General features: G+C 70.2%; 25 protein-coding genes. 17 read left to right on the top strand and 8 right to left on the bottom strand.

Going from position 1 to position 24,716, the window contains the following annotated elements; genetic code table 11:
* The first annotated feature begins 62 nt into the window (after nucleotides 1–62).
* The 8 genes from GRX01_RS01465 to truA all read left to right on the top strand — a co-directional run bounded on the left by GRX01_RS01465 (nucleotide 63) and on the right by truA (nucleotide 7,573).
* Nucleotides 63–1,091, top strand: coding sequence for a lysylphosphatidylglycerol synthase transmembrane domain-containing protein (locus GRX01_RS01465; protein WP_159662697.1), 1,029 nt, complete (start codon nucleotides 63–65; stop codon nucleotides 1,089–1,091).
* Between the two features lie 160 nt (nucleotides 1,092–1,251).
* Nucleotides 1,252–1,707 carry a 30S ribosomal protein S19e gene (locus tag GRX01_RS01460; protein ID WP_159662695.1) on the top strand — a complete coding sequence of 152 codons (456 nt, stop codon included), beginning with the start codon at nucleotides 1,252–1,254 and terminating at the stop codon, nucleotides 1,705–1,707.
* A gap of 135 nt (nucleotides 1,708–1,842) precedes the next feature.
* Nucleotides 1,843–2,199: a DNA-binding protein gene (locus GRX01_RS01455; protein WP_159662693.1), complete on the top strand. Its 357-nt coding sequence runs from the start codon at nucleotides 1,843–1,845 to the stop codon at nucleotides 2,197–2,199.
* Between the two features lie 7 nt (nucleotides 2,200–2,206).
* Nucleotides 2,207–2,797 carry a DUF7411 family protein gene (locus GRX01_RS01450; RefSeq protein ID WP_321167850.1) on the top strand — a complete coding sequence of 197 codons (591 nt, stop codon included), beginning with the start codon at nucleotides 2,207–2,209 and terminating at the stop codon, nucleotides 2,795–2,797.
* Between the two features lie 89 nt (nucleotides 2,798–2,886).
* Nucleotides 2,887–3,780, top strand: coding sequence for an EamA family transporter (locus GRX01_RS01445; RefSeq protein WP_321167849.1), 894 nt, complete (start codon nucleotides 2,887–2,889; stop codon nucleotides 3,778–3,780).
* An 80-nt stretch (nucleotides 3,781–3,860) separates the two neighbouring features.
* Nucleotides 3,861–5,177, top strand: a complete 1,317-nt coding sequence (hisS, locus tag GRX01_RS01440) for a histidine--tRNA ligase (RefSeq protein WP_159662691.1) — start codon at nucleotides 3,861–3,863, stop codon at nucleotides 5,175–5,177.
* A gap of 115 nt (nucleotides 5,178–5,292) precedes the next feature.
* On the top strand, nucleotides 5,293–6,681 hold the full coding sequence (locus tag GRX01_RS01435) for an outer membrane protein assembly factor BamB family protein (protein WP_159662689.1): 1,389 nt from the start codon (nucleotides 5,293–5,295) through the stop codon (nucleotides 6,679–6,681).
* Nucleotides 6,682–6,739: 58 nt separating this feature from the next.
* Nucleotides 6,740–7,573, top strand: coding sequence for a tRNA pseudouridine(38-40) synthase TruA (gene truA, locus GRX01_RS01430; RefSeq protein WP_159662687.1), 834 nt, complete (start codon nucleotides 6,740–6,742; stop codon nucleotides 7,571–7,573).
* Between the two features lie 7 nt (nucleotides 7,574–7,580).
* Here the strand turns inward: truA and GRX01_RS01425 are convergent, their stop codons facing one another.
* From GRX01_RS01425 to GRX01_RS01410, 4 genes are all read right to left on the bottom strand, one after another.
* Nucleotides 7,581–8,909: a M28 family peptidase gene (locus GRX01_RS01425; RefSeq protein ID WP_159662685.1), complete on the bottom strand. Its 1,329-nt coding sequence runs from the start codon at nucleotides 8,907–8,909 to the stop codon at nucleotides 7,581–7,583.
* 639 nt (nucleotides 8,910–9,548) lie between these two features.
* Nucleotides 9,549–10,772 (bottom strand): ABC transporter substrate-binding protein, encoded by a 1,224-nt coding sequence (locus GRX01_RS01420; protein ID WP_159662683.1) that lies wholly within the window; start codon nucleotides 10,770–10,772, stop codon nucleotides 9,549–9,551.
* A 57-nt stretch (nucleotides 10,773–10,829) separates the two neighbouring features.
* On the bottom strand, nucleotides 10,830–11,387 hold the full coding sequence (locus GRX01_RS01415) for an ABC transporter transmembrane domain-containing protein (RefSeq protein ID WP_159662681.1): 558 nt from the start codon (nucleotides 11,385–11,387) through the stop codon (nucleotides 10,830–10,832).
* A gap of 123 nt (nucleotides 11,388–11,510) precedes the next feature.
* Complete coding sequence (locus GRX01_RS01410) at nucleotides 11,511–12,509, bottom strand: HEAT repeat domain-containing protein (protein ID WP_159662679.1); 999 nt, start codon at nucleotides 12,507–12,509, stop codon at nucleotides 11,511–11,513.
* Nucleotides 12,510–12,833: 324 nt separating this feature from the next.
* On the opposite strand from GRX01_RS01410, the gene GRX01_RS01405 reads away from it, so the two are divergent.
* The 6 genes from GRX01_RS01405 (at nucleotide 12,834) to GRX01_RS01380 (ending at nucleotide 18,328) form a co-directional block, all read left to right on the top strand.
* A complete protein-coding gene (locus GRX01_RS01405) occupies nucleotides 12,834–13,670 on the top strand; it encodes a methyltransferase domain-containing protein (RefSeq protein ID WP_159662677.1) in 837 nt (278 codons plus the stop codon).
* A gap of 24 nt (nucleotides 13,671–13,694) precedes the next feature.
* Nucleotides 13,695–13,877 carry a hypothetical protein gene (locus GRX01_RS01400; RefSeq protein ID WP_159662675.1) on the top strand — a complete coding sequence of 61 codons (183 nt, stop codon included), beginning with the start codon at nucleotides 13,695–13,697 and terminating at the stop codon, nucleotides 13,875–13,877.
* A gap of 83 nt (nucleotides 13,878–13,960) precedes the next feature.
* Nucleotides 13,961–15,763, top strand: coding sequence for an oligoendopeptidase F (gene pepF, locus GRX01_RS01395; protein ID WP_159662673.1), 1,803 nt, complete (start codon nucleotides 13,961–13,963; stop codon nucleotides 15,761–15,763).
* Between the two features lie 119 nt (nucleotides 15,764–15,882).
* Nucleotides 15,883–17,118, top strand: coding sequence for a proteasome-activating nucleotidase Pan2 (gene pan2 / locus GRX01_RS01390; protein ID WP_159662671.1), 1,236 nt, complete (start codon nucleotides 15,883–15,885; stop codon nucleotides 17,116–17,118).
* A 250-nt stretch (nucleotides 17,119–17,368) separates the two neighbouring features.
* Nucleotides 17,369–17,851, top strand: a complete 483-nt coding sequence (locus tag GRX01_RS01385; protein ID WP_159662669.1) for a pyruvoyl-dependent arginine decarboxylase — start codon at nucleotides 17,369–17,371, stop codon at nucleotides 17,849–17,851.
* Between the two features lie 96 nt (nucleotides 17,852–17,947).
* Nucleotides 17,948–18,328 carry a DUF5811 family protein gene (locus GRX01_RS01380; protein ID WP_159662667.1) on the top strand — a complete coding sequence of 127 codons (381 nt, stop codon included), beginning with the start codon at nucleotides 17,948–17,950 and terminating at the stop codon, nucleotides 18,326–18,328.
* Nucleotides 18,329–18,576: 248 nt separating this feature from the next.
* Here GRX01_RS01380 and GRX01_RS01375 read toward each other — a convergent pair whose 3' ends face one another.
* Both GRX01_RS01375 and infB read right to left on the bottom strand, forming a co-directional pair.
* Complete coding sequence (locus GRX01_RS01375) at nucleotides 18,577–18,822, bottom strand: hypothetical protein (protein WP_159662665.1); 246 nt, start codon at nucleotides 18,820–18,822, stop codon at nucleotides 18,577–18,579.
* Between the two features lie 241 nt (nucleotides 18,823–19,063).
* Nucleotides 19,064–20,884, bottom strand: coding sequence for a translation initiation factor IF-2 (gene infB, locus GRX01_RS01370; protein ID WP_159662663.1), 1,821 nt, complete (start codon nucleotides 20,882–20,884; stop codon nucleotides 19,064–19,066).
* Between the two features lie 252 nt (nucleotides 20,885–21,136).
* Between infB and GRX01_RS01365 the strand changes: the two genes are divergently transcribed.
* Both GRX01_RS01365 and GRX01_RS01360 read left to right on the top strand, forming a co-directional pair.
* Nucleotides 21,137–21,382 carry a PRC-barrel domain-containing protein gene (locus GRX01_RS01365; RefSeq protein ID WP_073307159.1) on the top strand — a complete coding sequence of 82 codons (246 nt, stop codon included), beginning with the start codon at nucleotides 21,137–21,139 and terminating at the stop codon, nucleotides 21,380–21,382.
* The gene (locus tag GRX01_RS01360; protein WP_159662661.1) at nucleotides 21,382–21,840 is read left to right on the top strand and encodes an NOB1 family endonuclease; all 459 of its coding nucleotides are present in this window, start codon (nucleotides 21,382–21,384) and stop codon (nucleotides 21,838–21,840) included. The genes GRX01_RS01365 and GRX01_RS01360 overlap by 1 nt, the downstream gene beginning before the upstream one ends.
* A gap of 25 nt (nucleotides 21,841–21,865) precedes the next feature.
* On the opposite strand, the gene GRX01_RS19420 is transcribed toward GRX01_RS01360, so the two are convergent.
* Together GRX01_RS19420 and GRX01_RS01350 are read right to left on the bottom strand one after the other, a co-directional pair.
* A complete protein-coding gene (locus GRX01_RS19420; RefSeq protein ID WP_159662659.1) occupies nucleotides 21,866–22,606 on the bottom strand; it encodes a CPBP family glutamic-type intramembrane protease in 741 nt (246 codons plus the stop codon).
* 1 nt (nucleotide 22,607) lies between these two features.
* The gene (locus tag GRX01_RS01350; protein WP_159662657.1) at nucleotides 22,608–23,891 is read right to left on the bottom strand and encodes a glucose-6-phosphate isomerase; all 1,284 of its coding nucleotides are present in this window, start codon (nucleotides 23,889–23,891) and stop codon (nucleotides 22,608–22,610) included.
* A 190-nt stretch (nucleotides 23,892–24,081) separates the two neighbouring features.
* Between GRX01_RS01350 and GRX01_RS01345 the strand changes: the two genes are divergently transcribed.
* Complete coding sequence (locus GRX01_RS01345; RefSeq protein ID WP_201289469.1) at nucleotides 24,082–24,684, top strand: hypothetical protein; 603 nt, start codon at nucleotides 24,082–24,084, stop codon at nucleotides 24,682–24,684.
* The last annotated feature ends 32 nt before the right edge of the window (nucleotides 24,685–24,716 follow it).

The following is a 24,716-nucleotide window of genomic DNA, read 5'->3' as shown; positions in this document are numbered from 1 at the left end:
CCGCGACACCGCGGCCCCACGGTTTCGGAGGCTTGAAGCGGTCGCCGGGCGACCGTCCGGGTATGGATTCGGACCAGCTACGCGCCACCGTCGTGGGGTTTCTCGGCGCGTTCGCGGTCCTCGGCGCGCTCCTGTATCTGGTCGGCGTCGGCGACCTCCTCGACGTGCTCCGGCGGGCCTCGATCGAGACGGTCGGGCTCGTCGTGCTCGCTACGCTCGGGTGGCTCGTCGCCTGGTCGATCGCGCTCAGAACCGTCCTCGGCGTGCTCGGTATCCGGCTGTCGGTCGTTCGGTCGTTCCTCGTGTTCAACGGCGCGATGTTCTCGAACAACGTCACGCCGTTCGGTCAGGCGGGGGGCGAGCCCGTCACCGCCCTGCTCATCGCGAAGGTGGCGGACACCGAGTACGAGCGGGGCCTCGCAGCGATCGCGAGCGTCGACACGCTCAACTTCGTTCCCTCCATCACGCTCGCGCTCGTCGGCGCGGCGTACTTCGCCACCGAGACGACGTTCGGAACCCGTCTCCAGCTGGCGACGGGCGTCGTCGTCGCGCTCGCGCTGGTCGTTCCCGGGCTCGTCTACCTCGGCTGGCGCAACCGCTACGCGCTCGAGGTGCGCGTCGTCGGCACGTTCGTCCCGCTGATCCGCCGGATCGCCGGTTTCCTCCCGGTGTTCTCCCCCCCGACCGAGGAGTCGGTCGAGTCTCGTATCGGCCACTTCTTCGGCGCCATCGAGCGCGTCGCCACCGACCGCACCGGCATCGTGGTGTCGCTCGCGGCGTCGACGCTCGGCTGGGTTCTCCAGATGGTCGCCCTCTACCTCGCGTTCATGGCGATCGGTCAGCCGGTACCGTTCTCGGCGATGCTGTTCGTCGTGCCGATGGGCGCGATCGCGGGCGTCACCCCGCTTCCGGGCGGCGCGGGCGGCATCGAGGCGGTGCTCGTGGCCGTGCTCGCGGCGCTCCCGTCGATCTCCGTCCCCGCGACGGCGGCGCTGGGCGCCGTCGTCATCTATCGCAGTGCGGTCTACTGGGTCCCGGTGATCATCGGCGGGACGGTCGTGAGCGTGATCGGCGTCGACAGCGTCGGGTAGTCGCCGACCGAGCAGCCGCGGACCGACACCGGTCGCGGATCGAACCCGGTCACGGATCGACGAGCGACGCCTCGGAACCGCGTCGGCACGACCGCGGGGACGCCTCACACGCGGCGGGTGATACGACGGCTTTAAACGGAACGACGGTGAAATCGCCCGTATGGTTACCCTCTACGACGTCCCGGCGGCGGACCTCAACGACGAGGTCGCCGTTCGACTGGAGGATCGCATCGAGCAGCCGGAGTGGGTGCAGTTCACCAAGTCCGGACAGAGCCGAGACCTCCCGCCCCAGCAGGAGGACTTCTGGTTCCGCCGTGCGGCCTCGCTGCTGCGCAAGGTCGCCGACCGCGGCCCCATCGGCGTCGAGCGCCTCGCCACCGAGTACGGCGGCGCCAAGCGCGGCTCGAACCGCTACGTCGTCTCCCCCCCGAACCACGAGGGCGGCTCCCGGAAGATCATCCGTGTCGCGCTCCAGCAGCTGGAGGACGAGGGGCTCGTCGAGACAGCGCAGGGCGAGGGTCGCCGCGTCACCGAAGACGGTCGCTCGTTCCTCGACGAGGTCGCCGGCGACGTGCTCGAGGAGCTCGACCGCCCCGAGCTCGAGCGCTACGCGTAACCGGCCGGATACGCGGACGAGCTCTCCGACCTCCGCATCGCCAGCGACGGCGTCGTCGCCGGTTCCCCGCCGGATATCGCCGTGCTCCCGGCACCCACAACCGTTTTGACCGCTCGGCGGCAACCTCGGCTTGACATGAGCGAGAATCCCGACGACGAGCGGCTGGAGGAACTGCGCGAGCAGAAGATGCAGGAGCTCCAGGAGCAGGCACAGGGACAGGGGCAGGGAGACGCGGAGGCACAGCAGGCCGCCCAGGAGCAGGCCGAGCGCCAGCAGGAGGCGATGCTCAAGCAGTACCTCACCGACGGCGCCCGCCAGCGGCTCAACGCCGTCGAGATGAGCAAGCCCGACTTCGCCGCGAAGGTGAAACAGCAGGTCACGGCGCTGGCGCGCAGCGGCCGAGTGAACGGCCGCATCGACGAGGACCAGATGAAGGAGCTGCTGCGCGAGCTGCAGCCGGACCAGAAGAGTTTCGACATCCGCCGCCGCTGACGCACGCGTGGACCTCGCGCTCTGCTACAGCGGCGGGAAGGACTCCTCGCTCGCCGCGCTCGTCCTCGACCGATTCTACGACGTGACGCTCGTCACCGCCCACTTCGGCGTGACCGACGACCACGAGCACGCCCGCCGGGCCGCGGAGGCGCTCGGCTTCCCGTTCGACACCCACGACCTCGACCGCGAGGTCGCCTTGGAGGCCGTCGAAACGATGCGCGCGGACGGCTTCCCCCGCAACGGGATCCAGCGCGTCCACGAACACGCGCTGGAGTCGGTCGCCTCCCGCGACGTGGACGCGGTCGCCGACGGCACCCGCCGCGACGACCGCGTCCCCTCTGTCTCTCGGGCGTTCGCCCAGTCGCTGGAGGACCGCCACGGCGTCGACTACATCTCGCCCCTCTCCGGGTTCGGTCGCGGCGCCGTCGACCGCCTCGTCGACGCCACGCTCGACGTGGAGTCGGGGCCCTCCGAGGAGGTACCGAAGGCCGACTACGAGGGGGAACTCCGCGCCCTCCTCCGCGAGGAGGCCGGCGACGACGCGGTCGCCGAGGTGTTCCCCGAACACGAACAGACGTACGTGCGCGGGAAACGCTGAGTCGGCCACACTGACTCTTCCCCTCGGTGCCGCCCGCCCGGCGCGCCGTCATCCGCGGCGTTTTCACCGCCGACCGTCGACCCCGAACCGTGTCCGCACTCGTCTCCCCCGGCATCGCCGTCGCCGTCGCGGCCGCGGTGCTGTGGGGCGTCTATCTCTTCGCGCTGAAGCGCTACGTCGCGGGCGTCCCCGCGACCGTGCTCACGGTCCTCGTCAACGTCTGCGCGCTGGCGTGGTACGCCCCCGTCGTCATCACCCGGCTGTCGGCCGACGCGCTCCCGCACCCGGCGACCCTCGGCGTGCCCGCGGTACTCGCACTCGCCGGCGCCGTGCTGGGCGTCGGCGTCGGCTTCGTTCTGTTCGTGAACGCGCTCGCGCTCGGCGAGGTATCGTACGTCACGCCGATCAACAAGGTCGTCCCCGTGTTCGTCCTGCCGCTGGAGCTGCTCCTCCTCGGCGCCGACCTCCCGGCGCTGGCGTTCGCGGGCATCGCCGTCGTTACCGCCGCGGTGTACGTCGCGAACTACCACGGCGGCGACCCGCTCGAACCGTTCCGACGGGCGATCTCCGCTCGCCCCGCACAGCTCGCGCTGCTGTCGGCGGTCGCCTACGCCGTCGGCGACGTTTCCAAACGCGCCGTCCTCGACCGCGTCGGCCTCCCGCCGGAGGCGCTCGTGGTGCTGGTGCTCGGCGGGGTGTTGCTCGTCCTCCTCCCGCTCGCCGTCCGCGACTGGCGCGGCCCCCGGTCGTGGGAGACGCCGGTGCCGACGTTTCTCGCGCTCGGGCTGGTCGTCGCGACGGCCGAACACCTCACGAGCGTCGCGTTCGCCGCCCTTCCCGCGAGCATCGCCTCGCCGGTGATCAACACGCAGGCGGTCGTCGCGGTCGTGCTCGGCGGCGTGTTCCTCGGAGAGCGCCGGCTCGGCACCCGCCTCGTCGCCGCCGCGCTCGCGGTCGTCGGCGTCGGGCTGCTCGCGGTGTGAGCGCGGATCGGCCGGGGGACCGCTCCGACCGCGACGGCGAACCACGGGGTTAAACTCCCGGACGCGCGAGGTACCCGGTAATGCCAACGTACGAGCGCCTGAAGGGGTTCCGCGACTTCTACCCCCCCGAGATGGCCGTCCGCCGCGAGGTGACCGACACGCTGGAGTCGGTCGCGCGCGGCTACGGCTTCCGCGAGATCGACACGCCCCGGCTGGAGCCGGCGGAGATGTGGACGGACAAGTCCGGCGACGACATCGTCGACGAGCTGTACGCCTTCGAGGACCACGGCGGCCGCCACGTCACGCTCGCGCCGGAGCTGACGCCCACTGTCGCGCGGATGTACGCCGCGAAGGCGCAGGAGCTGTCCAAGCCGGTGAAGTGGTTCTCGACGCGCCCGTTCTGGCGCTACGAGGCCGTTCAGCAGGGCCGCTTCCGGGAGTTCTATCAGACGAACATCGACGTCTTCGGGTCGGCCGAACCCGCCGCGGACGCCGAGGTGCTCGCGACCGCGGCCGACGCCCTGACCGAACTCGGCCTGTCGGCCGACGACTTCGAGTTCCGCGTCAGCCACCGCGACATCCTCGGGTCGCTGCTGCGCTCGTTCGGTGACGACGTGGACGTTCGGGCGGCGATCCGCGCGGTCGACAAGTCCGAGAAGGTCGACGAGAACGAGTACCTCGACCTGCTCAACGACGCGGGCCTCGGGTTCGACGAGGCGCGCGAGTTCGACGACCTGCTCGGCGTCGACGACCCCGCCGACCTCGACGAACTCACCGACTTCGCGTCCGGCTCCGAGGACCTCGCGGACGCGGTCGAGAACCTCCGGGCCGTCCTCGCGGCGGCCGACGACCTCGGCGTCGGCGAGCACTGCGACCTCTCGCTTCGCACCGCTCGCGGGCTGGACTACTACACCGGCGCCGTCTTCGAGTGCTTCGACGCGACCGGCGAGATCGGTCGATCCGTCTTCGGCGGCGGCCGCTACGACGACCTCATCGAGGAGTTCGGCGGCCAGCCCACGCCCGCCGTCGGCGTCGCCCCCGGACACGCGCCGCTCGGGCTCCTTCTAGAACGTGCGGGCGTCGCTCCGGAGGCGGCCATCGAGACGGACTACTACGTGCTGCAGGTGGGCGACACCCGGACGACGGCCGCCCGGATCGCCCGCGACCTCCGGGGCCGCGGCCACGTCGTCGAGTCGGACGTCTCCGACCGCAGCTTCGGCGCGCAGCTGAACTACGCCGACTCGATCAACGCCGAGACGGTCGTCATCGTCGGCGAGCAGGACCTCGCGAACGACGAGGTGACGCTGAAGGACATGGCCTCCGGCGACCAGACGACCGCGCCGGTCGACGAGTTCCCGGGCGAGTCCGACCGCCCGACGTTCGACGACTTCGCGTAACGCCCGTCCGGATCGGGCGGCCGGTCCCGGGTTCCCGACCACGTCGTACCGGGCTTGGACCGACTCCCCCTGCTCCCGTAGAAAGCTTATGAGGTGCGGGACACGGGGTCCCCGCATGGTCTCCCGCAGAACTGCGCTGCGACTCGCCGGTGTGGCTCTCCTCCCTGCCGCCGGCTGTGCCGATCGAACCGCCGGACCGGACGGGTCGACCGATTCGCCGACGCCGACCGAGCGATCGGCGTCGCCGGACTCGCGACCCGACTCGCCGACCGACCGAACGCCCCCGGAGGACCTCCCCGACTGGCAGCCGGCGTGGACCCGGACGGTCGAGGAGCGACACGTCCTCGGCCTCGACACCCACGACGGAACGGTGTACGCCTCGCTGTCGAACGAGGGCGGTCCGAGCGCCGTCGCCGCGCTCGACCCGGCCGACGGAACGGAACTGTGGCGCACGCCGACGCCGGGCGAACTGGAGGGCCAAGCCTACGCGGAGCCGAACGACGGCGACGACCAGTGGGGCGTTACCGTCACCGACGACAGGGTGTTCGCGGTGACGGGCCACGCCGACCGGAACGAGTGGACCGCCCTCCGCGCGCTCGACCGGGCGACCGGGGAGGTGACGTGGCCCCTGCGCCGCGAGCGGAAGCTCGCAGTTCGCGGCGTCCGCGACGGGACGGCGTACGTCACTTCGCTGGAGTTCTTCGCGCCCGAGCACTCCCACGACACGCCCGAGGAGCCGCTGACGAGCGACCTGCTGGCGGTGGACGTCGCCGACGGGACGGTCCGCTGGTCGCGACAGTTCGCCGGCGTCGGCGACGTGGCCGTCTCCCCTGCCGGCGTCTTCGTCGCCGCGGGCACGCGGCTCGTCGGCCTCACGCCGGAGGGGGACGAGCGGTTCGCCGTCGACACGGGCATCGCCGGGACCGCCGTCGAGGCGACCGCCGACCGAGTGTTCTTCCTCGGCGAGGGCGACGGGTCCCTTCGTCCCCTCCGCGGGTACGCCCTCGACGGCACGCGCGACTGGGGCGACCGACGCCGGATCCGAGACGTCCTCCTCGACCGTGAGCGAGAACGGTTGTACGCCGCGGGAGACGTCACGATGGCGTTGAAGGAGGACGGTTCGGTCGCGTGGCGGCGGGACGTTCACGGCGGCCATCCTCTCCTCCTCGACGGAGCGAGAGAGGCGTTATACACGCGCGGCGGCGGGTCGACGGCGGAGGCCTTCTCGCTCCCCGACGGGACACACCGCTGGTCGGTCGACCCCGGCGAGCGGTACGCGTGGCCGGTCGCGGCGACGACGGGGACCGCGGTCGTCGAGGGGTTCGCCGAGGGGCGTGCGCTGTACGCGGTCGACGCCGGCTCGGGCGAGGCGACCCGCCGACGGTCCTTCGGCGACGACGCGATCCTGTTCACGGTCGAACGGGCCGGCGACGTCGCGCTGGTCGGGACCGGCGACGCGTCGGTGGTCGCGCTCCCACTGGAGGCGGTGTGGACGTCGAACTGAACGGAGCGAACTCGCCGGGTCCGGGGATCGTATCACCCCCACGTCCGTTCAGCTACGTATGCGCGCCTACCGCGTCGCCTACGACGGCCGCCCGTTCTTCGGCTTCCAGCGACAGCCGGACGTGCCGACCGTCGAGGACGCGCTGCTGGACGCGCTCCGTGCGCTCGACGTCCTCGCACACGATGCGGACACCCCGCCGGGGTACGCCGCCGCCGGCCGCACCGACCGCGGCGTCTCGGCGGTCCGCCAGACGGTCGCCTTCGATGCACCCGAGTGGCTCACGCCGCGAGCGTTCTCCAGCGAGCTCCCCGCCGGCGTGCGGGTGTGGGCCGCCGCCGGCGTGTCCGCCGACTTCCACGCGACCCACGACGCCGCCCGCCGGGCGTACCGGTATCACCTCCACGCGCCCGGCGCCGACAGCGACCGCGCTCGCGACGCCGCCGCGGCGCTCTCCGGCGAGCACGACGTCCACAACCTCACGAGCGATCCGCGCGGGCCGAAGACTCGACGCGACCTCTCGATCACGGTCGACGAGGCCGACGTGAACGCGCCCGGTGCCGGCGAGTTCCTGACGCTCACGGTCGCCGCCGGGGGGTTCCCACGCGAGTTCGTCCGCCGGCTCGCGACGGTCGTCCGCGGGGTCGCCGTCGGCGACACCGGACTCGACCGGGTCGAGGCGGTGCTCGGCGACGAACCCCTGTCGGGGCCGGCGGGTGTCGCCCCCGCGGCGCCCGAGCCGCTCGTGCTCGCCGACGTGACCTACCCCGGCGTCGAGTTCGAGCCCGACCCCGAGGCGGTCGCGGCGCTTCGGGCGGTGTTCTCCGAGCGCCGCGCCGACGCGCTCGCTCGGGGGCGAGTGTTCGACGACGTGGTCGCCGCGGCGTCGGAGTGAGCCGCGGTCACTCCCACTCCTCGGGCCACAGCCCGGCGGCCCTCATCCCCGGTTCGAAGTCGGCCTCGCGGAACGCGTCCTCCAGGTCGTACTGATCGAGGATCGGAACCTCCGTCGCCTCGTCCGCCAGCTCGCGGACCATGAGCGCCGCCAGGACGCCGTGCTCGCGGATGCACCGGTCGTCGACCTTGTCCCGCGTGTCGGCGTGGGTGTGCCCCCACCCGCGGCCGCGCTCGCCGGAGTCGGAGTGCAGTTGGAGCCCCGCCGTCCCCCGCCGGACGAACGGCCACTGGTCGGAGAAGGGGTGCGGCTCCTCGCGCACGTCCACCGGCTGGCGCGTCCGATCGCCCACGCGCCGGGCCACCCGCGCGGTCGCCTCCGAAGTGTGTGTCATGGCGATCAGGTCCCGGAAGCGACCCGCTCCGTCGAGGTTGACGACGGCCTTCACCCCGTCCGGGTCCGTCGTCTCCGCGAGGTGCTCGGAGCCGAGCAGTCCCGTCTCCTCGCAGCCGACGGCGGCGAACCGGACGCCGATGTCGAGGTCGGCGGCGGCGAGCACGCGGGCGGCGACGACGAGCGTCGCGACGCCGCAGCCGTTGTCCAGCGCCCCCTCCGAGATGTCGTGGCCGTCGTAGTGGGCGAGCACGAGCACGAACTCGTCGGTCTCCGGCCCCGTGCGCGCGAGGACGTTCTGTGACTCCCCCTGCACGGTCTCGGCGTCGACCGACAGGTCGACCTCCCCGCCCTCGCCGGCGTACTCGGTGAGCCACGCTCCCGTCTCCTTGCTCACGCCCACCGCCGGGATCGACGCCTCCTCCCCGAAGGTGAGCGACCCCGTCGGCGGCAGCTGTCCGGGGACGTGGTTGACGAAGACGAACCCGTCCGCGCCCGCCTCCGCGGCGGTGCCGAACTTCTCCATCCGGTGGATGAACCGCGAGTTCCCGGGCGTCGTCGTCGAGGCGACGGCGATCTTCCCCTCCACGTCGGTCGCTTCGATCTCCTCGGGCGTGCCGTGGCCCACGTCGACGAGCTCGCCCGACGCCTCGCCCGCGGGGCTGTACGGCAGCGCGATGGCGTCGAACGCGCGGTCGGCGGGCGCGGTGAGTCGAAGCGTCGTCCCGCCGCGGCGCCACTCGGTCGCGTCGAACCGCTGTCGTCGAACGCCGTCGAGTCCGACCTCCTCGAAGGTCTCGGCGACGAGGTCGGCCGCGCGCGCCTCACCCTCGCTCGCACCCATCCGACTCCCCAGCGCCGTCAACTCGGTGATGAACTCCCACGGTGCGGTGTCGGTCCAGGCGCGCCCGACCGCCGCGGCGAGGTCGTCGTCGAGGTCCATGTCGAACAGATCGCTCAGCTGAGGCAAAAACCCGCGGGTGGCTGCGGTGCCACGCTATCGGCCGACCGGACTCCCTCGAGAGTTCCCTCCGACCTCGAACGGCGGACCAGACCTGTTTCACCGTTCGCACTTGAGACATCTATCGGACCACATACTATTCATCAGTCTGTCAGCTGGAGTGCAGCTGTACCGAACGGACTCGTCGCCGCGTCGCCTCGACTCGGTTGACGATCGGCGTCCTGCGTGTTGTCCCCGCCACCCCCGCCTGCTCGCATAGGGATGGAGTGAAGTCCTCCAGTCGAGCGCCGCTTCGGAGGACGGGTTCGCCGAATCGACGACGAGCGTATCGAGGCCGTGGCGGGCGGCGACGGGGCCGTCGAGGTGCCGGTGCCGCCGCCGATCGCGACAGCGGTATCGATCGGAGAGTCCGAGTCGCTTGCGGCAGTGTGTGGGCTCGGTGATCTCGCTATCGCCGGACCCGGACCGGTCGTTCGGCCGCGATGAACAGTTCGTCGCCTTCGGACGAGAGGGCCAGCCCGCCGCAGTCGAGACGGCACGCACGAACCGCCGGCGGATCCGGGATCCCGTACTCGGACGGATCTCCGAACGATGCGGCCACAGCCCACTCGCGCGCTCGCATCAGGCGGTCCCGTTGATGATGTCCGCGACCCGCTGGCGGTCGAACAGCTGCTGTTCCTCTGGGGTCTCCGTCGCGCCCCGGAACTCGCCGAACTCCTCGGGATAGATCTGCTGGGCGGCGTTCTCCAACTGGAACAGGTTGAAGATCGGTCCCTGCATCGGCGTCCCGCCGACGTAGACGCGGTCGTTCCGGATCGCGGTGAGCTCGCTGCCGACCGCGTCCTCCTCCAGATCCAACATCGCGTTGAACCGGTCGGAGGGCTCGATGTCCCAGTGGTGGATGATCACGTCGGGATCGACCTCCAGCATCTCCTCGAGGTCGACGTCGCTGTAGTCGTTCGCGTACGTCTTGTCGCTGTCAGCGAACGCTCCGACCGGCTCGAGCGGTCGGTAGTGTGCCTTGGCGAACCCCGGGCCGTTGATCTCGTAGGTGCCGAACGTCTGCTCCTTGGGGTTGAAGACGACCAGCGCGACGGTCGGGCGGTCGTCGGCGGGCGGGAGCCGATCGCGGATCTCGGCGACCATCTCCTCGCGAACGGCGCGGAGCTGCTCCCCTCTGTTCTCCGCCTGGTACACCCGGCTGAACTTCGCCGCGAGCTCCCACACGCTGTAGTACTCGTAGGAGTCGCGGCACTCCCCCTCCGGCGGCTCGGCGTGAGCCCGGCTGAACCGGTTGCAGAAGAACGGGGCGACGGTGTCGGTCACCTCCTCGAAGTCGTCCCGGTCCCAGCCCGAGTCGAACGAGAGCCACCGGCACGGGTCGAGGTGATGGACGTCCGCGTCGAGTTCGTAGAACAGCTCCTTCGAGAGGCCGTCGCTCCACATCGCGGTGAGCCCCTCCGTGTCGAAGGACACGCCCGGAAGCTGGTCGTAGAAGCCGGTGAAGTATCCGCCTGGCCTGCCCGTGGCGACGATCTTGTCGTGCTGTCCGAGGGCGACGAGGTGGTCGGCCCAGACGTCGTCGAACAGGACGGCCGTCTCCGGCACCCGCTCGAACGTGACCTCGCCCATCGGCGCCATCGTCACCGAGTAGCTCTCGTCTTCGGACGTGGACGTCTCCCCGTCTGTCGACTCTCCCGGTGTCGAGGTGTCGGTCTCGGTGTTGTCGCCCCCGGCACCGTCGCCGGTACAGCCGGCGAGCAGTCCGCCGCCGACGATCGCGCCGCCGTACTTCACGTAGTCTCGTCGCGTCGGTGCCCCGCGTTCCGTGTCGTCTTCCGACATACATCTTTAGGCGGGCCTAAAAATTGATAACACCTCCGATCCGCGGTCCGCGGGAACCTACCCTCCGCCGACCAGCGGCACCGCCCCGAGCGTCACGAGGGTGGGCTGCCGGTTCGTGCACTCCAGCGCGGCGGTGACGCCGAGGACGATCACGCCGGTCCGGACCGCATCGCCCAGCGCTTTGTCGAAGAACGTCATGTCGAGCCGCTGCATCTTCTCGTAGGCGTCGACCCGGATCGCGTACATCACGCCGTGGGCGAAGAAGTTAATCGAGACGCCGCGGACCCACTGGAGCACCGCGCCGCCCAGCAGCGCGACGCCGATGATCGTCGCCGACAGCCTGAACTGGTCGGTGCGCGCCGTCGGCAGCCACGCCTCGGGCACCAGCGGGAGCGCGTACGCGCTCTCCTGTGTGAACACCGCGTCGATGGTCGTCCCGAGGACGATCGGCGTCACCAGCAGCGCGGCGTAGGTGAACACGCTCGTGAGGAGACCGACCGCGAGCCACCGCCACTCGCCGCGGCCGTACGCCACGAACAGCCGCCACAGCGGTTTCTCGACGCGATCGCGGTAGGCGTCCAGTTCAGTTTCGAACTCTCCGGCGTCGGTAGCCATCTACCGGCTCACGTCCCCTGCGGTAGAGTCACGGGCCCCTTCAGGAGTCGATTCATCTTCTGCCATGCGGTTTAGGCTCGGCTAAAAGCGCTTAATCCCTGCGGATGGGAGACGGCCGGTCGGTCAGCGCGGTGAACCGCAGTTCGGGCACATCGGTAACCCGCCGTCCGGAAGCGCAACCCCACAGTGAGGGCATTCGTACTCGTCGGGTGTCCTCATCGCATCGACGGCCTTCTCGGTACCGTCTCGAATCGATTCGAGCGTCCCTACGCGATCGTCTCGATCGACCGGCGAGTCGTCGTGTGTCTCCTGAAGGAACGCGACCCGCGAGCGGACGAACTCGTCGTCGTCAGTGCCGATCGCTGGCGACACGGTACCACGCTCGTCGGAGACGCGGGTTAACAGCCCGAGTGCCTCGGCGGCCCGCCCGCGGACGTGCGGGTCCTCGTCGTCATCCGACAGTCGGGCCGCGAGCGCGTCACGGCCCGGAGCGAGCTTCGCAGGGTGCTCACAGCCTATCGCCGTCAGCGCCGTACAGAGGTGGTAGCGAACGAGTTCTTCGTCGTCGTCGAGGTGCTCGGCGAGCGACTCTACCTGGTGGCGGAGTCGACTCGGGTCGCCCAGCGCGACACACTCCAGGGCCTTGGCCAGTTTCTCCTTGACTTCCGGTTCGTCGAACGACAGCCCGATGCGGAAGTCCGCGAGGATCTCCGGGTCGCTGACCGATTCGGGGCTGTCGCGACCGAGATAGCCGAGCGCCTCCGCACACCGCGCTCGGACGTAGTAGAACTCCTCCTCGTCGGCCAGTCGTTCGGCGAGCGGGTCGACGACCGGGAGCACGACACCCGGTTCCGAGTCGGCGAGGGTGACGAACAGCTTCGCCGTCGTCAGCCGCACCGCCCGGCCCTCGTCGGTCAGGAACGACGCGAGCGGGTCCGCGAGTCCGTCGAAGACGCTCGGATCCTCGCTGGCGACATCTCGAATCGCCCGCAGCGCACGTCTTCGGGCCTCGGCGTCGGCCGCGCCGATCCGATCTAGACACGCCACCACCTCCTCTCGGGTCCCGTCGATGAGGAGATCAGTCGGACCGTCAGGCGACGGTGGCGGGTCGATGTCGGTCATCGGCGGAGCGAATGTGCGATCGACTTCTCTGGCGGTTCGTTTCAAACCAGGTGTTCTGCATCGGAGGTGAGGCTGTTCGTTGTCAACGACTCCAGAGTACGTGAAGAGGACGGCCGATCTCTCGAAGAATTCCGTCTCGGCAATCGAACAGTGAATCCATGCGGGTGTCCGTGGTTCTGCTCTCGGACCGGTTCTATCCGACGGCGTCCTATCCACCGAAGCTGATTTTATATCGCGTTATTCGATTTATGGATCGTGTAGTGGTGGTTATCACCGCCCGAACCGTTCACCGAACATGAGCGCCCAGCACCCGGTGATCGGCTGATGCCGGTCATTCCGGGGTTCCTCGAACGGCTCGCCTTTCGTGCAAACCTCGCGCCGGTGGCGATCCTCGACGTCCACGGCGCGGCCTCACTGCATACCGTCGCGCTCGCCGACGAGCTCGGCGTGTTCGCGGCCCTCCATGGGCCGCGCACGCTGTCGGACCTCGCTGCCGCGCTCGCGTGCGAGGAGGACGCCCTGCGATGCCTGCTCGACGCGCTCGTCGCGGTCGGGTACGTCGGCCGCTCGGGGGACGAATACTGGCGGACACGGACGACCGAGCGGTGGCTCACCGACGGCGGCGACGCGAACCTCGCGCCGTTCGCGCGGTTCTGGGTCGACGTGGTCCTCCCGTACTGGCGCGATCACGCTGAGCGCGCCGTCCGCGAGGGGGACCCCGGCGAGTCGCTGTACGACTGGCTCGGCGACGACGAGGCGGCGTGGGCGACGACGCAGGCGGGGTTCCGTTCGTCGGCGTCGCTGTTGGTCGACCCGGTCGCTGAGGCTCTCGGCGACGTTTCCGGCGCCCGCGTCCTCGACCTCGGCGGCGGTCACGGCACCTACGCGGTCGAACTCGCGCGCCGCGGCGCGTCGGTGACGCTGGTCGATCGGTCTCCCGCGCTGGAGCCGGCACGCGAGGCGGCCGCCGACGCCGACGTCGACGGGGAGCCGGGGACCGACAGCGACGCTGACAGCGACGCGGACTCGGGCTACGACCTCGTTCTCCTGTTCAACGTCCTCCACGGGCACTCTCCGGCGGAGGCGGCGACGCTGCTCGACCGCGCCGCCGCCGCGCTCGCGCCCGGCGGTCGGCTCGCGATACTCGACCAGTTCGGTTGAGGCGGCGACTCGTCGATCGCCGACGTGGGCGTCGCGCTGATCGACCTCACCTACCTGATCACGCTCGGCGGCGGCACGCTCGACCTCGACGCGGTGAACCGGTGGCTCGGGGACGCGGGGCTGTCCACGGTCGACACGAAGCGGTTCAGGCGCGCTCCCGGAGTCAAGCTACAGCTGGTCGAAGCTCCGTATCCGGATCGGAACTGAACGGTACAGCCGGCGTCGCTGTCGGGCGATACTGCCGGATCGTCTTGGCAAGACTTACCACCGGCCACGGGCGAGTCACTCGCATGAGTTCGGTTCCCGACCGCTCGGAGATCGACGAGGAGTACAAGTGGAGCATCGACTCCATCTACGCGGACGACGAGGCCTGGGAGGCCGCCTACGAGGACGTGGAGGCGCGACTCGACGACCTCCGGGCGTACGAGGGGCGCGCGACCGAGAGCGCGGCGACGCTTCGCGAGCTGCTCGACACCTACGAGGCGGTGTTCCGCGAGGTGTCGAAGGTCACGTCGTACGCGCGACTGCGCTCGAACGAGGACACTCGCGATCAGGAGTATCAGGCCATGTCCTCGAAGGCACAGGCGCTGTCGGCCGAGGCGTCGAGCGCGTCGAGTTATCTCGAACCCGAACTGCAGGAGCTGGAGTGGTCGGACGTCGAGGACATGATCGACGAGGAGCCCGCGCTCGCGGAGTACGAGCACTTCCTCGACGATGTGCTTCGGATGAAGCCGCACACGCGCTCGGCGGAGGTCGAGGAACTGCTCGCGGACCTGAGCGAGGTCACCGGGGCCGCGGGCGAGGCGTACTCGATGCTGTCGGACGCGGACATGACGTTCCCGACGGTGACGGACCCCGACGGCGACGAGGTCGAGATCTCCCAGGGCAACTTCACGACGCTGCTCCAGAAGCCGGATCGGGAGTTCCGCCGGCGCGTTCACGAGGAGTTCTACTCCGAGTGGGAGACCGTCCGCAACACGGTGGGGACGACGCTCGCGAAGAGCGTCAAGAAGGACGTGAAGATGGCCGAGGCCCGTAACTACGACTCCGCCCGACAGGCCGCCCTGAACGGGCCGAACGTTCCGGTCGAGGTGTACGACACGCTCGTCGACACCGTCCGCGACAACCTCGACTCGCTGGGGCGTCACGCCGACCTGAAGCGTCGGGCGCTCGACGTCGACACCCTGGAGATGTGGGACCTGTACATGTCGCTGACGGGCGACGAGGGCCCCGAGATCAGCTACGAGGAGGCCAAGGAACACGTGGTCGAGGCGGTCGCACCGCTCGGCGAGGAGTACCAGCGGCGGATGGCCGAGGGGCTGGAGTCGCGCTGGGTCGACGTGTACGAGAACCGCGGGAAGCGCTCGGGCGCCTACTCGGCGGGCACGTACGACACCCAGCCGTTCATCATGATGAACTATCAGGACGACGTGTCCTCGATGTACACGCTGGCCCACGAACTGGGTCACTCGATGCATTCGGAGCTGGCGAAGGAGGCCCAGCCGTGGCAGTACGCCGACTACGAGATCTTCGTCGCCGAGGTCGCCTCCACGGTGAACGAGACGCTGCTGACGAGGCACCTGCTCGAGAACGCCGAGTCCGACGAGCTTCGGGTCCACGCGCTCGACCAGTACCTCGAACGCTTCCGGTCCACCCTCTTCCGCCAGACGATGTTCGCGGCGTTCGAGCAGGCCATCCACGAGCACGACGAGGCGGGCAAGCCGCTCACGCCGGACGTCTTCGACGAGCTGTACGGCGACCTGAAGGCGGAGTTCTACGGCCACGCCGACGCCGACGTCGACGAACACATCCGCCGCGAGTGGATGCGTATTCCTCACTTCTACTACAACTTCTACGTCTACCAGTACTCGACGGGCATCTCGGCGGCCGCGGCCATCGTCGACCGAATCGAGGACGAGGGCGAGGTCGCCGCCGAGGAGTACCGGGCGGCCCTGCGCGCGGGCGGTTCGGAGTACCCGATCGACGTGCTGGAGATCGCCGGCATCGACATGACGGAGTCCGGCCCGATCGAGTCGGCGATCGGCGTGTACGACGACTACCTCGACGAGGCGGAGGCGCTGCTGGACCTGTAAGCGGACGGCGCCGCCGTCCGACGCGGATGTCGTGGACGGCGGGGAGGACCGTAACACGGAGGCGAACGCTCCCGGCACCCAAAGCCCCTTTACCGGCGGTGCCTAAGGACGGGCAAGAAATGTCTCGGAGTCCGTCTCTCCCCGACCGGCCCCGCCTCGATCTGGATCCCGACATGAACGAGGCCGAGCGGCTGGAGGCGCTTCGCAAGCACTTCGAGCGGATCGTCCAGGTCAACGACGAGTTGGACGACCGCCTCGATGAGGCTCAGAGTCGCCGCTCGGACCTTCGGGAGGAGGTCGACGAGCTCAAGCGCCGAAACGAGGCGCTGAAGACGGCCTCGCTGTACATCGCGACCGTCGAGGAGCTCACCGAGGACGGCGCGGTGATCAAACAGCACGGCAACAACCAGGAGGTGCTCACCGACCTCTCGCCCCAGTTGGAGGACGAACTGGAGGCCGGCGACCGGGTCGCCATCAACGACTCCTTCAGCGTGCAGACGGTGCTCGACGACGAGACCGACGCCCGCGCGCAGGCGATGGAGGTCGACGCCTCCCCGGACGTCACCTACGCCGACATCGGCGGCATCGACGACCAGGTCCGCGAGGTGCGCGAGGCCGTCGAGGACCCGCTCGTCAACGCCGACGCGTTCCGCGAGGTCGGGATCACCCCACCCAGCGGCGTCCTCCTGCACGGACCGCCCGGCACGGGCAAGACGATGCTCGCGAAGGCGGTCGCCAACGAGACCGACGCGACGTTCATCAAGATGGCCGGCTCGGAGCTGGTCCGGAAGTTCATCGGGGAGGGGGCGCGCCTCGTGCGCGACCTGTTCGATCTCGCCGGCGAGCGCGAGCCCGCGGTCATCTTCATCGACGAGATCGACGCCGTCGCCGCCAAGCGGACGGACTCGAAGACCTCCGGCGACGCCGAGGTCCAGCGCACGATGATGCAGTTGCTCTCGGAGATGGACGGCTTCGACGACCGCGGCGAGGTGCGGATCATCGCGGCGACGAACCGCTTCGACATGCTCGACGAGGCGATCCTCCGGCCCGGCCGCTTCGACCGCCTCATCGAGGTGCCCAAGCCCGGTCCCGAGGGTCGCGAGCGCATCCTCGAGATCCACACCGCCGACATGACGATCGCCGACGACGTCGACTTCGCCGACCTCGCGGCGGACCTCGACGACTACTCGGGCGCCGACATCGCCGCGCTCACGACCGAGGCCGGGATGTTCGCCATCCGCGACGAGCGCACGACCGTCCGCCGCGCGGACTTCGACGACGCCCGCGAGAAGATCGAAACCGACACCGAGGGTCCGGTGTTCAACGACGGCGAGTTCGGTCGCTACCAGTACTGACTCGGCTCCGATTCGCGGTCGCGTCCGGCGGTTTTTCGATCTCGTTTCGTTGCCTTCCCCACGGCTCACTGTTTTCTGAGCGGCTCGGCCCTTCGAACCTCGCCGTTCACGGGACCTGCGGTCCCATGAGCGCACGAATCGCGCAGCGATTCGTGAACGCCGGTCGCCGAGGCCTTCGGTCGTTCGCTTCGCTCACTCCCTCACGCCTCGCTATCGACACCCACTTTCGCCCCGACACACCACTCCCGATATGGACATCCACGTCGCCGACGGCATCGGCCGGGGGCCGACCGAGCTGGCCGCCTACGACGCCGCGCTCTCCGACGCCGGCGTCGGCGACTTCAACCTCGTCACCGTCTCGTCGGTCGTTCCCGCCGACGCGACCGTCCGCGCCGTCGACACCGCCCCGGATCTCGGGCCCGCCGGCGACCGCCTCACCGTCGTGCAGGCGCACGCGGCCGCCTCGCCGGAGGACGCCCACGAGACCGAGAGCGTCACGGCCTGCCTCGGGTGGGCGACGGGTCCGGGTCCGGGGCTGTTCTACGAGGCCGACGGCAGCGACGCCGACGCGGTCCGCGAGACCGTCTCGACCGGCCTCGACGCCGGCCGCGACCTCCGCGATTGGACGTTCGACCACGAGGGGACCCGGTGTGCGACCGTCGAGACCGACGACTCGGCGTACGTCGCCGCGGTCGTCGTCGCCGCCTACGGCGAGAGCGAACCGATCGCGTGAGCCGGCCGCCCCGGCTCTCGGGGGCTCGATAGTGTATTCACCCGACAGATCGCCGACGCCTTTTTACGCGGACCACCCATATCATCGCCGACCCTAATGAACGGCAACAACCCCTATGCGGGGGCGCCTGGCGTCGTCGAGGCGGGCCGTCCCGAGGAGGTCGACCTCACGGCCGACCAGAAGGACGCGCTTCGCCGGGCGGTCGCCACCATCGTCACGCGAACCGAGTCGTATCTCCCCGACGGCTACGCCGTCGGCTCCGAACTCTCCTACGGCACGAACGGGGCGCAGGCCACCGTCGCGGTCCAGCCGCCGATCGGTCACGCCGTCAGCGCGGGCTTCTCGCCCGATCTGGAGGACATCGAGGCCGGCCTCGACGACGAGGACCGCGAGGAGGTCGCCCGCGGCCTCGCGGCCAGCGCGGCCGCGCAGGTCATGTCCGCCGTCGGCGACGACCTCGAACCGACCGCGCGATAGGCGCTTCGGCCGCTCGGACTCGTTCTCCGTCCCGTCGGTGAGGGACGCCGTCCGCCGATCCGCGCGCTCGCCGACCGACAAGTGGATCGGTCGTCGGCACTACTCCGATCCGAACTGTCGTCTTGCGGTTTCGCTGTGCAGAGCGATTGAACGGAGATCGCCCGGCGTGACGACGGATCGGAGCCTGACCGTCGCCGGATCTGGGAACGCTGGTCGATGCCGAGCGGATCGGCGCGTCGCCCGTGCGGTCAGGTGTCGCGGCCGCCGAGGGGCGGGTCGACGAACAGGCCGTAGCCGACGAGCAGCGCCGCGAGCAGCGAGCCGAGCCCCGTCCCGACCGACGCGGGCAGCGCCAACCGCGTGGCCGCGGCCGCCCCGGCGAGGAGCAACGCAGGCACGGCCGCGAGCAGCAGGTCGTACTTCGACGGCGATACGGGACCGACGCGGTCGGCCCCGGGGACGACGTCGTCGCTGGATGGGTCTCGGACACTCATCGACTCTCACCAGCTTAACGGTACTATCCGGGCCGTAAAATCTGTTACGTCTGAAATAATACGAGAATAATTTCTGTGAGTGACGAGTGTTGTTCCTCCGGTTGTCCGGTGACCACGAGGTCACGTCGGCCGAGGGGATCGTGGCGCCGGCGCTGGTCGCGGGGAGGAGACGGCGAACGGGATCGGAAACGAGACCGCGTCCGAGATCGGACGCGACCGGGGTCGGAGCGGGTCCCGCGGACTACTTCCCCCAGAACGGGTCCGCCTTCCGTCGCTTCTCCAGGTACGCCTTCAGCGCCTCGATCTCGTCGGCGCGGATCTCCGAGGCGAGCTCCTGTTCGAGGATCTTCGCGTGTTTCTCGGGGAGTTCGACCCACAGCTCGTCGCCCTCCTCGATCTGGCGGCCGACGGTGGGCCCGTCGATGGCGACGGAGACGCGCTCGCCCGCCTGCGCCGACTCCACGTCGTCGCCCTGATGCTGGATGCCCGAGAGGGTGCCGACGCGGTTCGGCTCGCTGCCCTCGAACTTCGCGACCGGCCGGTTGTTCTGGACGGTCCCCGAGAGGATCTCGACGCCGACGACCGCGGGGTCGTTCTGGCGGAAGGTGTGGTCCTGGAGGATGCGGAAGCGCGCGGGCTTGGTGATCTTGTCGAGCACCGTCTCCTGTTGTGCGCGCTCGAGTTCCTCGACGTACTCGTCGTACTCCTCGACGAGCTGATAGATCACGTCGTCGTCGAACAGGCGCACGTCGCCGTGTTCGAGCGCCTCCTCGGCGTCGGGGAGCACGTCGACGTTGAACCCGAGGATCACCTTGTGGACGTCCTCCTTGGCGGTCTGGGCGACGGTCACGTCGCGCGGGGCCACGTCGCCGACCTCCGCACGGAGGATCGGGATCTCGGCCTCGTCGAGGGCGTTCGCCATCGCCTCCAGGCTCCCGAGCGTGTCGGCCTTCACCACGACCCCGTCCTCCGTGGTGTCGACCTCGATCTTGGCGAGTTCCTTCCTGACCTCCTCTGTCACGGCGTCGACGTCGTCGCCGCGGACGACGCGGACCGGCGCGCCCGACATCGCGTCGTCCAGGTCGGGCGCGGCGATCTTGACACCCGCGGCCGCGCGGACCTCCTCGACGCGCTCGAAGCGCTTCTCCGTGCGGATCTCGGCGTTCGGGCGCGGCTGGAGCAGCGCGCGCACCTCCGTCACGATCGGCTCGTCGCGGCCGCCGACGACGACGGTGTCGCCCTCGCGGACGACGCCGTCGTACAGCACCACGTCCAGCGTCGCGCCGAACCCCTGCTCGTCTTTCACCTCGAGCACCGTCCCGACGCCGGGGCCGGCCACGTCGACGGACATCTCCTCCTTCATGTAGCGCTGGGACAGGCCCATCAGGACGGTGAGCAGGTCGGGGATCCCCTCGCCGGTCATCGCCGAGAGGGGGACGACGCCGATGTTGGACTGGAAGTCCTGCACGCGCCAGTAGAAGTCCGCCGAGAACCCCTCGTCCGAGAGGTCGCCGATGAGCTCGTAGAGGTTCTCGTTGAGGCGGGAGGTCGCGCGCTCGGACTGCTGCTCCAGGGACTGCTGGATCGGCTGGCCGTTCTGCGGGTTCCAGCCGGGCGTCGTGTCGACCTTGTTCGCGGCGACGACGAACGGCGTGCCGGTCCGCTTGAGGATGTTGATCGCCTCCTCCGTCTGCGGCTGGAAGCCGTCGTTCACGTCGACGACCAGCACCGCGATGTCGGCGAGGGCGCCGCCGCGAGAGCGCAGCGTCGAGAACGAGTGGTGACCGGGCGTGTCGATGAACAGCAGGCCGGGCAGGTCGAAGTCGGTCGGGTCGACGAGCGCGCCGGCCATCTCGGAGATCGTCGACAGCGGCACGGCGGTCGCGCCGATGTGCTGGGTGATGGCTCCCGCCTCGCCCTCCTGAACGGCGGACCCGCGGATGCGGTCGAGCAGCGTCGTCTTCCCGTGGTCGACGTGGCCGAGCACCGCAACGATGGGCGTGCGGAGCGAGCCGGCGTCGAACGTCTCCTCGGTATCGGCGTCGGAATTCGTGTCTGACATGGCTGAGATCCTCTCTACGGCGAAGAACGGCTCTTGTCGGTACTGGACGGCCGCGTGAAGTAAGGGCTTCGACTCCGTCGAAAGCGGGGCGACCGCGCTCGTCGCCGGCGACGAACGCGGCGTCGCTAGCGGCGGCGGATACTGCGTGGCCGGCGGGGGCGCCGACGGATCCGATTCCCCCGAACGCGTGGTGTCCGCCCCGCGTCGGACGCCAGCGTGGCGTTTATGCTCGTCGCGTCAGTGACCGCACGTATGGCAGACATCCTCGCCGAGAACCTCTCGGGGAAGGCGGTCATGGGCTCGGACGGCACCGAGCTGGGCATGCTGTACAACATCACGATGGACCTGAAGACGGGCTCGCTGTCGGACCTGCTCGTCACGCCGAACGAGGAGCTCTCGCCGGCGCAGGTGCCGTTCGATCGCGACGAGTCGGGCCGATTCCACGTCCCGGTCGCGGACGTGCAGGCCGTGAAAGACTACATCGTCGTTCGCACGTAATGGAAGTCCTCGATTCGTCCGCGTTCATCCACGGGTACGACAGCGACGACCGAACCGCCTCGATCCCCGCGGTCCAGGCGGAACTCACCGGCGAGACCGCGCTCCGGTTCGACGCCGAGGAGGGCGCCGGGATGCACATCCACGTCCCCGGCGAGGGGGCCGTCGGCCGCGTCCGCAGCGCCGCCGAGGAGACCGGCGACCTCGCGGAGCTGTCCGACACGGACCTGCGCCTGCTCGCGGCGGCGTTCGAGCTCGACGCGACGCTCGTCACCGACGACTACGCCATGCAGAACGTCGCCGAGCACATGGACGTCCGCGTCCGCGTCATCGCCCGCGAGGGCATCGAGGAGGAGCGCGACTGGCGGTTCCAGTGTACGGGCTGTGGCCGAACCTTCGACGAGAACCGCGACCGCTGTCGGATCTGCGGGAGCGACCTGACCCGGAAGAACCCGGCATAGCCTCCCGGAAGAACCAGACGGCGCCTCAGATACCGGCCGTCTCCAGGTACTGGACAGCGTACTGGACGGCGTTGTACGCGCCGTGGACCACGATCGGTACGACGATGGTGTCGGTGTACTCGTACAGCGCGCCCAACCCGATCCCGAGCGTCGCCGCGACGGCGACGTAGACGAGCTTCTCGGCCGGCGTCCCCGTCCCGGCGACGTAGTGCAACAGCCCGAACAGCAGCGACGCGCCCGCGATGGCGCCAGCCGGGCCGAGCGCGCGCCGCAACTCGCCCTGCACGACGCCCCGGAAGAGCAGCTCCTCGCCGACGGCGACCGTGAGAAACGACAGCGGGATCATCGCCAGAAAGTACGCCGGCGGGTTGGTGAGCGCCTCATTCGTGCTCGGTGACAGCCCCGCGGCCGAGAACGCCAGGAGGATCCCGTAGCCGGCGACGATGAGACCGATCGCGCCGCCGACGGCGACCGCGGCGTCGCGGCCCGTCGGCCGCCGGACGCGCAGGACGTCGAGGTCGCCGGCGTACAGGAGGAACAACAGCGCCGCGGCGGTGAAGCCGGCGGCGTTGCCGACGGTGACGAACACCGCCGTCGCCGCCGACTCGGCCCCGAATCCGACCGCCAGGGCCGCCCACTCGAACGCCGGAACCATGGCGCCCACGGCGACGACGCCGGCGAACACCGCGAGCAGCGCCTGCCCCCCGCGGATCGCGACCGCCCGGGCCTCGATCGTCCCGTCGGGCGGGCCGAGTTCGACGCTCACCTCACTCCACCTCCAGGCGCCGCTTCTCGGTGACGGCGTCGGCCTCACTGAACTCGCCGCCGCCGAGCAGGCCGCGTGCGGCGTTCTTCCCCCACTCGACTGCGGGCTGGGTGAACGTCGAGACCTCGGCGAGTTCGCCGTAGAGGACGCACGCGGCCTCCATCCCGTACAGCAGTTCGCCGAGCCCGCGCTCGTCGACCCGGTCGATCTCGATCCGGACGTTCTCGCGCCCGGCGGCCGCGAGGCTCGCCTCGGTCGCGCGGAACTCCGCGTCCAGCAGCTCCCCGAGCGACGAGCCGCCGAGGTACGACAGCCCCTCCAGATCCGTCTCGGGGATGCCCACGTCGTTCGATTCGCGAGGTCGAACGAGCGTGACGAGCTTGTCCGCCGGGCCGGCGCGATACAACTGGAGCTGACTGTGCTGGTCGGTCGCGCCGAGCGCCCTCGCGGGCGTCTGTCCCCGTCCGTCCTTCCCGAGCGACTCGGCCCAGAGCTGGGCGAACCACTCGGCGAACCGCTCCAGCGACTCGGCGTACGGCATCACGGCGTTCGTCGCCGCGCCGCGTTCGGCCAGCGCGTACGTCGTCGCGCCGTAGGCGTACGCCGGCGACTCGAACAGCGATCCCGCGAGGCGGTCGGCCTCGTCGGCTGCCCCCGCGAGCACCGCGTCCAGATCGACGCCGGCGACCTCTGCGGCGAACAGCCCCACGGTCGACAGCGCGGAGAAGCGGCCCGGGACGCCGTCGGGCACGTCCAGCGCGGGGAGGTCGTGGCGGGCGGCCATCGACCGGAGGTTCCCCTCAGTGCCCGTGGTGACGACGGTGCGTTCGGTCCAGTCGACGCCCGCGGCCTCCATCGCCTCGCGGACGACGAGGAAGTTCGAGAGCGTCTCCGCGGTCGTCCCGGAGCGGGAGACGACGTTGACGACGGTCGACGAGAGGTCCACCTCGTCCACGATCGCGCGGACCCACACGGGGTCGACGTTGTCGAGGTAGCGGCAGTCGACGCCCGCCCCGAGCGCGCCGGTGAGGGTCGCGGCTCCCAGCGCGCTCCCGCCGATCCCGACCGTCAGGAGGTGCTCCGGGTCGAAGCCGTCGGCCGCTCGTCGGATCGCGTCGGGGTCGCACGTGTCGGGGAGGTTCAACGCGGCGTACCCGTGTTCCGACCGGGCGCGTCCGCGCTCGATGCGCTCGTGGGCGTCGGCGACGCGTTCGTCGAGGGTGTCGAGGTCCCCCCGTTCCAGCCCGAGGTCGCCGCCGAGGGCGTTGCCGATGTCGACGTTCATGCGGGAACCGCCGTCCGCCGCCGGCAAAACCCTGCCGTCCTCGCCACCCTCCCGACGCCACGCGGGACGGCTCGCGACGACGATGCCGCCTTCGCCGCGCCGTCGTTCCGTCGCGTGTGCCGATCCGACGACCGCGGAACCCGGAACCGCGGACGGCGCGCTTAACACCGCCGCGACCCAACCACGGGCGATGACAGACGCCGAGGCGACGCCCGAGGCCGCGACGGCGTCCGGCGGGGACGACCCCGCCGGAGTCGAGTCCGGCGGGAGCGACGACGGGTACCGCGGCGTGTTCGGCGCGTTCCCGTACGCCGCACGCGCCAGCGAGTCGCTGACGTTCAAGTCGTACGTCCTCGTCGGCGGCCTCGCGGCGGCGCTGTTGACCCTGCTGTTCACGCTCGCGCTGATCACGCTGTTCGGTGCGACCGCGCAGGCGCGCTTCTCGATCGTCCGGGCGTTCTACGTCGTCGTCGCGCTCGGCGCCGTCGCCCCGACGATCACGCCCGTGTTGCTCGTCGCGCGCTCGCGCCGCCGCGGAACGCCGGGACGCCCCGGCTACGAACTCGGCCTCGCGCTGGCCGGGTACCTGTTCCTCGCGTCGCTGTACCTCGGTCTGGTCGCCGCCCTTCCCGAGACGTTCGTCCTCGACGGCGAGACGGTCGCACGACCGCCGCCGTCCGGCGCGTTCGCGCCGCTGATCGCGGTGCTGTACGACCTGCCGCGGCTGTCCGGGCTCGCGATCCCCGCGGGGGCCGCGCTGCTCGTCCCGCTGGTCCACTACTTCCGTCGCTGACGGACTGCCTCGCTCCGTCGTCCTCCGAGGGC

This window comes from Halobaculum saliterrae (genome assembly GCF_009831625.1).
In the GTDB taxonomy this organism is placed as follows: domain Archaea; phylum Halobacteriota; class Halobacteria; order Halobacteriales; family Haloferacaceae; genus Halobaculum; species Halobaculum saliterrae.
This window is presented reverse-complemented; position numbering and strand designations above follow the sequence as displayed.